Annotated in this window: 5 protein-coding genes and 1 tRNA gene; 3 read left to right on the forward strand and 3 right to left on the reverse strand. The window is 60.5% G+C overall.

Annotated elements, in window-relative coordinates; translation table 11 throughout:
- The coding region (locus tag BN2106_RS16570) for a hypothetical protein (RefSeq protein ID WP_207641681.1) at positions 1-194 on the forward strand (194 nt) is incomplete at its 5' end.
- An 87-nt stretch (positions 195-281) separates the two neighbouring features.
- Here the strand turns inward: BN2106_RS16570 and BN2106_RS00045 are convergent.
- The 3 genes from BN2106_RS00045 to BN2106_RS00055 all read right to left on the reverse strand — a co-directional run bounded on the left by BN2106_RS00045 (position 282) and on the right by BN2106_RS00055 (position 4,985).
- A tRNA-Arg gene (locus BN2106_RS00045) sits at positions 282-358 on the reverse strand.
- 73 nt (positions 359-431) lie between these two features.
- Positions 432-2,354: a glycoside hydrolase family 13 protein gene (locus BN2106_RS00050; RefSeq protein WP_050696542.1), complete on the reverse strand. Its 1,923-nt coding sequence runs from the start codon at positions 2,352-2,354 to the stop codon at positions 432-434.
- Positions 2,355-2,513: 159 nt separating this feature from the next.
- Positions 2,514-4,985 (reverse strand): glycogen/starch/alpha-glucan phosphorylase, encoded by a 2,472-nt coding sequence (locus tag BN2106_RS00055; protein WP_050696543.1) that lies wholly within the window; start codon positions 4,983-4,985, stop codon positions 2,514-2,516.
- 389 nt (positions 4,986-5,374) lie between these two features.
- Between BN2106_RS00055 and zapA the strand changes: the two genes are divergently transcribed.
- Entirely contained in the window at positions 5,375-5,980 is a 606-nt protein-coding gene (gene zapA / locus BN2106_RS00060; protein WP_050696544.1) for a cell division protein ZapA, read from the forward strand.
- On the forward strand, positions 5,970-7,445 hold a 1,476-nt coding region (locus BN2106_RS00065), incomplete at its 3' end, for a peptidase U32 family protein (protein ID WP_050696545.1). The genes zapA and BN2106_RS00065, both read left to right, overlap by 11 nt.

Genomic DNA, 7,445 nt, shown 5'->3' on the forward strand with positions numbered 1-7,445 from the left:
CCATGCCCGCGAGCGCCTGGCGAGACGCGTCCTCAGCGCAGAAGGATGGGTATAAGAGACAGAAAGCGGGCGGCGGCTTGGGACGCATTGGCGGGCGTCCCCCAGCCGGAAAAAAAGGCGCAAAAAAACAAAAAAAGGCGCCCACAATCTCCCCAAAAGAAGACGTGACCGCCACTTTTTTTGACCTGACTTGAACAAAAGTTGAACATTTCCGATTTTTGCCGCTGTGCGCAGACAAAAAAGAAAAAGCCAGCAACCCGCATGGTTACTGACTTTTTCTTTGGCGCGCCCGAAGGGACTCGAACCCCTGACCTCTTGATTCGTAGTCAAGCACTCTATCCAGCTGAGCTACGAGCGCATAAGCAGCTTTCATAAAGCTGCCAGAGTATAATACCACACTTTTTGGAAAAGTGCAAGGCTTTTCGCCAAAATTATGCCAAATCTTTTTGCGCTGTGGCTGCCGGGCCGGGCGCGGGGCCCTTGGGTTCCTCCGGGCCGGGATACGCCCACTTGAGCACGGTGCAGTCGCGCGGGCCCAGAACGAGCGCATGGCGTTCGTCCGGCAGGCGGCCCATCAGGATTTCCGCGTCGTTCCACTCCGGGGAGAGATAAACCGGCTTTTCCTGCTCCCCGGCGTTGATCGCCACCAGCAGGCGCTCCTGCCCGTCGTCGCGGATGTAGGCCATGCAGCAGTCCCCCGCCATCACCGGTTCCATACGTCCCTCGCGCAGGCAGGGGCAGGCGGCGCGTAGCCGCGCCAGGCGGCGATACCATTCGACCAGCCCCTCGTCGGCTTTGTCCCATGGGTAACAGCCGCGGTTGAATGGGTCGCGGTATCCCTCCAGCCCGGCCTCGTCGCCGTAGTAGATGCACGGCACGCCCGGCAGGGTGAACTGCATCAGGGCGGCCAAACGCAGCAAAGTCAGACCCTTTTTGCGGCGCTCGCGGGTCAGGTGCGCGTTGCTCTGCCAGTGGCGGCCATGGCCGTGCAGCGGTTCGCCCGCCAGCATGGTGATCGCGCGTTCCGTATCGTGCGTGCCGATGTGGTTCATCAGGATTCTCGTGACCTGCGGCGGGTAGTTCTCCACGATGTTCATGATAATTTCCATCATGTCCGCCGCGTCCGCCCCGGTCAGGAAGCCGATGATCGCGTTGCGGAACGGGTAGTTCATCACGCTGTCGAGCTGTTTCCCTTCAAAGTACCGGCGGCGGCGGCCGTACGCCTCCTTGTTGGACGCGTCCTCCCAAACCTCGCCCAGCACCACGGCGGCGGGATTTTCCGCCTTGGCGGCGGCGCGCAGGTTCTCCAGGAACGGGTCCGGCAGCTCGTCCGCGACGTCCAGACGCCAGCCGTCCGCGCCCAGGGCCAGCCATTTGCGGATGATGCCGGTTTCACCGTTTATATAGTTGTCGTAGTCGGGGTTGCACTCGTTGACGTCCGGCAGGGTGATAAAGTTCCACCAGCAGTCATAGTGGTCCGGCCAGGGATGGAAGTTGAACCAGGAGCTGTACGGGGAGTGCTGCGAATTGTACGCGCCCTCCGTGGGATACCGCTTCTCCCGGTTAAAATAGATGCTGTCGCTGCCGGTGTGGTTGAACACGCCGTCCAGGATCACATGCATGCCGCGTTTGTGCGCGGCGTCGCACAGGCTGCGGAAGTCCTCCTCCGTGCCGAGCAGCGGGTCGATTTTGGAGTAGTCCGCCGTGTTGTAGCGGTGGTTGGAATGCGCCTCAAAGATCGGATTGAGATAGATGCACGTTACGCCGAGCGATTCCAGATACGGGAGCTTTTCCTCGATGCCCTTGAGGTCGCCGCCGAAATAGTCGGAGTTGGTGACCTCCCCCTTTTCGTTCGGCATCCAGTCCGGCTGCTCGCCCCATTTTTCATGCAGCCTGCGGTCGGCAGGGACGTTTTCCTTTGGCTGTCCGGAGTTGTGGAAGCGGTCGGGAAAAATCTGGTACATCACGCCGCCGGTCATCCAGTCCGGCGTTTGGAAATCCGGATCATATGCGGTGAGCTGCCACGGGCCGCCGTGCGCGTCGACGGAGCCCTCCCCGCCGAAGCCCTTCGTGATGGGCAGCGTGCCGCGCCAGGTGTCGACATAGAAACGGTAAAAATACAGGCCGGGCTGCTGCGGTGTGTAATGGCATTCCCAGCATTCGTGCGTGTCGCCGGACATGCCGCACCAGTACATGCCGCAATTCTCCGTCTGCCCGTTTTGATCGTCCTGCACCACCAGGCGCGCGCCGGAACAGCGCAGGTCCCGCGCCACGTTGATTTTAAAATGGACCGACGTACCCGCGGGAACCGCGCCCATTGGATCGCGATACGCCGGATTGCGTGAATTGAACATGAAGTCTACCCCTTTTACATAGTTCTCAATTGCCCGCGCGGACAAAAAACCGGCTGAACTTGGCGATTCCCCCCGCCATTGGCGGGGGGAATCGTTCTAATCCGGCCCGGATTCCATACAGAACCCGAACGGTGAGACAGCCGTCGAAAGCTGTGAAATTCAGCGCATTTTTTTGAAGATCGGCTTTTTCGCGACCGGTTTCACCGTCTTGTCAACCGGCGGCGCGGGCGGAACCGGCGTGGCGTGCCAGATGTTGTCCGCATACTCGCGGATGGAACGGTCCGCGGCGAAGCGGCCCGCCTTGGCGATGTTCACCAGGCCCATCTGGTGCCAATGCTTCTGGTCGGCGTAGAGCGCGACAGCCTTCTTCTGTGCCTGCACATAGGACTCGAAGTCCGCAAGGACCATGTACGGGTCCACGTTGAGCAGGGAGTCGGTGATATCGCGGAAGGAAACGCCGCAGAAGCCCTTGTTCATCTCGTCGACCGCCTTGCGGACGATCGGGTTGTTTTCGTAGAACACGCGCGGGCGGTAGCCGGACCGCTTGAGGGCGTTCACCTCCGGCGTGGTCATGCCGAAGAGCAGAATGTTGTCGTCGCCCACGGCCTCGTGGATTTCCACGTTCGCGCCGTCCAGGGTGCCCAGCGTGACAGCCCCGTTGATCATGAACTTCATGTTGCTGGTGCCGGACGCCTCGGTGCCCGCGAGGGAAATCTGCTCGCTGATGTCCGCCGCCGGGGTCAGGATCTCCGCCAGCGTAACGCGGTAATCCTCAATATAGACGACCTTGAGCTTCTGGTTGACGCGCGGGTCGTTGTTGATGGTCTCCGCCAGGTCCACGATGAAGCGGATCATCTGCTTGGCAAAATAGTAGCCGGGCGCGGCCTTCGCGCCGAAGATGAAGGTGTGCGGCGTAAAGTCGGCGTTCGGATTCTCGCGCAGCCACTGGTACAGGGTCAGAATGTGCAGCGCGTTGAGGTGCTGGCGCTTGTACTCATGCATGCGCTTGATCTGCACGTCGAAGATGGAATCCGGGTCCAGCGTGATGCCGTTGGCCTTCTTCACATACTCGGCAAGGCGCACTTTATTGTTGTGCTTGATCTTTGCAAGCTGGTCCAGAACCGCCGCGTCGTCCTTATACGCCAGGAACTTCTCCAGCTGCGCCGCGTCGCGAATATAGCCGTCGCCGATCTTTTCGGTCAGCAGGTTGGCCAGCTCCGGGTTGGACTGGTTCAGCCAGCGGCGGTGGGCGATGCCGTTGGTCACGTTCTGGAACTTATACGGCATCTCGGTATAGAAATCGTTGAAAACGGTGTCTTTCAGAATATCGCTGTGCAGCGCGGAAACGCCGTTGACGGAGTGCGCGCTGATCACCGCGAGGTTTGCCATCTTCACATAGCCGTCGTTGAGCGGGGCCATGCGGCCGATCTTGTAGCCGTCCACGTGGCGGGCGTGCATGTCGGCGCAGAAGCGGCGGTTGATCTCCTCGATGATCTGGTAGATGCGCGGCAGGCGGAACTTGAAGAGCTCCTCGCCCCAGCATTCCAGCGCTTCCGCCATGACGGTGTGGTTGGTGTAGGCGATGGTGCGGGTTACGATGTCCCACGCGGCGTCCCAGCCGTAGCCGCACTCGTCGAGCATCACGCGCATCATTTCCGGAATCGCGAGCACGGGGTGCGTGTCGTTGAGGTGGATGGCCACCAAGTCCGGCAGGTTGTCGAGCGTGCTGTACTTGAACAGGTGGCGGCGGATGATGTCCTGAATGGTCGCGGAGACCAGGAAATACTGCTGGGAAAGGCGCAGGCTCTTGCCCTCCAGATGATTGTCCTCCGGATACAGAACCTTGGTGATGACCTCGGCCATGGCGTTCTGTTCCATCGCGCGCAGGTAATCGCCGCTGTTAAAGCGCTTCATGTCAAATTCTTCGGAGCGCGCGGACCAGATGCGCAGGCAGTTGACGCCCGTGCCGTCCATGCCGGAAACGTACATGTCGTACGGTACCGCCGTGACCTTGTCGTAGTCCTTATGATTGACGATATGGTACTGGTTATTCCAGTAATCCTCGATGTGTCCGCCGAAGTGGACCTCAACGGCCTTCTCCGGCACTTCCTGCAGCCAGACCTTGCCGCCCGGGAGCCAGAAGTCCGGCAGCTCCGTCTGCCAGCCGTCCACCAGCTTCTGGCGGAAGATGCCGTATTCGTAGCAGAGGGAATAGCCCATCGCCGGGTAGCTCTGGGTGGACAGGCCGTCCAGGAAGCAGGCGGCCAGGCGGCCCAGGCCGCCGTTGCCCAGGCCCGCGTCGGGCTCTTTTTCGTACAGGTTGTCAAGCTTGAGGCCCATTTCCGCGAGCGCCTTGCGGAAGTCGTCCTCAACGCCCAGGTTATATAAGTTATTCTTTAAGGAGCGGCCCATTAGGAACTCCATGCAGAGATAATAGACGCGCTTGGTGTGGGTTTCCTCCGCGCGCGTCATAAATTCGTGGCGGCCCTTTGCCATCAGGTCGCGCACCACCAACGCCACCGCCTTGTAGCACTGCTCGTCGGTCGCGTTTTCCAGCGTCAGGCCGAAATTGTGCTGCAGCTTGGCTTCAATCTGTTCTTTGATCTTACTGATCGGCTGCTTGTAGTTCATAATAGAAGTCCTCCAAATGTCAAGAAGTAATCTCTGTCTGACAAACGTTTCAATTGGTCATACAGACTTATTATATACCAATTATTACTAATTTACAACAGAATCCTTTCCGGGTCCAAAGATTTCCATAATCATGCAAATTCCGCATGGTAAAGCCAAAAATTGGTCGCCGGCGTTTTGCGGGCCAAAGATTTACCTTGCGGATGATTTTCGCTCAAATTTTGTGCAGGTTAGACAAAAACCAAAATCTTTGTCGAAATGGGCCGCTTTTTTCATCCCAGCGAAAGAAAAGCTTTCTTATTCCAGCAAAGTATACTATAATATAAGGACGAATGATTCAGCAAAATGCGCTGCGCCGCCGCGCAGGCAGTCACAGGGGGAACCGTATTATGAGCAGAAACCGCATCAAACTGAACATCTGCGGTGTTGAATTTGCCCTCACCGCGGACGACAGCGAATCGTATATCCGCGCCATCGCGGAAGAGGTGGAAACCGCGGTTCAGGATATTGTGGACCGGAACGACCGCATTTCCGTCACCATTGCCGCGCTGCTGACCGCGCTTAATTACTGCGACGAGCGCCGCAAGGCCGTGGATTCCGCAGATCACCTGCGCTCCCAGATCAAAGATTATCTGGAGGATTCCGCGCGCGCCCGCACGGAGGCCGACGAGGCCCGCCGCGAGAGCGAGCGCCTGAAAAAAGAATTGCAGACCCTGCGCGCCCGTCTGTCTGAACAGACCGAGCAGGCGGCCAAGGCCGCGTCCGAAAAGTCTGTGGAAGAGAAAAAGTCCGTCCATGCGGAGGACAAGCCCATCCCTTCGGAGGACAGGCCGGCGCAGAAAAAACCGGACAAGTCCGCGCAGAAGGCGCCCCGTCCGCAGTCTGCCTATACGCGCGCTGCGCGGGAGCACATTCCGGGCGAGCACGCCCAGACCGTCGTGGAGGATCCGGAGGGCTTTATGAGCTTCTTCGAGAAAAAAGACGATGAACAGTGAGTTAAAAAAGAATGAGAAAAAGCCGGAGGTGCTTGCCCCTGCGGGCGGGCCGGAAGGGCTGACCGCCGCCGTGCGCGCCGGGGCCGACGCGGTCTATCTGGGCGCTTCGGCATTCAGCGCGCGTGCCAGCGCACAGAATTTTGACCGGCAGGCGCTGCGGGAGGCCGTCTCGTACTGCCATGCACGCGGCGTCAAGGTTTATCTTGCCCTGAATACCCTGCTTTTAGAACAGGAATTGCCAGCAGCCCTGAACATTTTTGCGGAAGCCTGCACCCTGCCCGTGGACGCCGTCCTTGTGCAGGATACAGGCCTTCTTTTGCTTGCGCGGAACTGTGCGCCGGAAATGCCGGTGCACGCGTCCACGCAGATGTCCCTGCACACGCCCGCCGGAGCGAAGGCCGCGATGGAAGCAGGCATGGAGCGCGTCGTCGTTGCCCGGGAAATGTCCCTGAAGGAGATAGCGGAGATGCATGCGGCCTGTCCCGTGGAGCTGGAGGCCTTTGTCCACGGGGCGCTGTGCATGTCCGTCTCCGGGCAGTGCTATTTCAGCTCGATGCTGGGCGCGCGCAGCGGGAACCGGGGCATGTGCGCCCAGCCGTGCCGCCTGCCGTTTTCTGCACCCGGCGGTACCGGGCACGACCTGAGCCTCAAGGATTTGTCCATGATCACCCGCATGGAGGAGTTGGCGGCGGCGGGCGTGGCGAGCGCAAAAATTGAAGGACGCATGAAGCGGCCCGAATACGCCGCCGCCGCGTCGCGTGCTTGCCGGCTGGCGGCGGACGGGGAGGAAGTTCCGCCGGATCTGATGCGGAATCTGGGGGCGGTGTTCTCGCGTTCCGGGTTTACCACAGGGTATCTGGACGAAGCGCGGGGCCGTTCCATGTTTGGTACCCGCACGAAAGAGGACGTCACCAGCGCCACGGAGAAGGTGTTCTCCGACCTGCGGGAGCTGTATCGAAAGGAACTGCCGCGCGTGCCGGTGCGGTTCGCGTTGGAGGTGCATGCGGGGAAGCCGGTGCGCCTGACCGCGCGGGATAACGAGAACCACGGCGCAAGTGCGGAGGATGCGCCGCCGGAACCGGCGGTCAACCGCCCGCTGACGTCGGAGCGCTGCGAGGAGCAGCTCCAAAAAACGGGCGGCACGCCGTTTTTCGCGGAGCGGATCGACTGTGCCATCGATGAGGGGCTGAGCATACCGGTTTCCGCATTGAACCGCCTGCGCCGCGCCGTGCTGGATGAGCTGGAACAGAAGCGCGCCGCGCGGGAGCCGGTGCCGTTTGTCTCCCGCGCGTTTCATGCGGAGCCGCATGTTGCCGGGCCGCGCAGGCTGCGCGCCCATTTCTGGGACGACGCGCTGCCGGAGGCCGCGAAAGACTGTGAGCTGGTCTACTTGCCGTACAAGACCGCGCCGGAGCGCATGGCGGCGCTGCGCGCGCAGGGGTTCCCCTGCCCGCTGGAGCTGCCG

Source organism: Anaeromassilibacillus senegalensis, from assembly GCF_001261775.1.
In the GTDB taxonomy this organism is placed as follows: domain Bacteria; phylum Bacillota; class Clostridia; order Oscillospirales; family Acutalibacteraceae; genus Anaeromassilibacillus; species Anaeromassilibacillus senegalensis.

Bases quoted from the DNA above. Each gene is read 5' to 3' on its own strand.
- BN2106_RS00050 (WP_050696542.1), bottom strand. From the start codon at position 2,354: ATGTTCAATTCACGCAATCCGGCGTATCGCGATCCAATGGGCGCGGTT.
- BN2106_RS00055 (WP_050696543.1), bottom strand. From the start codon at position 4,985: ATGAACTACAAGCAGCCGATCAGTAAGATCAAAGAACAGATTGAAGCC.
- zapA (WP_050696544.1), top strand. From the start codon at position 5,375: ATGAGCAGAAACCGCATCAAACTGAACATCTGCGGTGTTGAATTTGCC.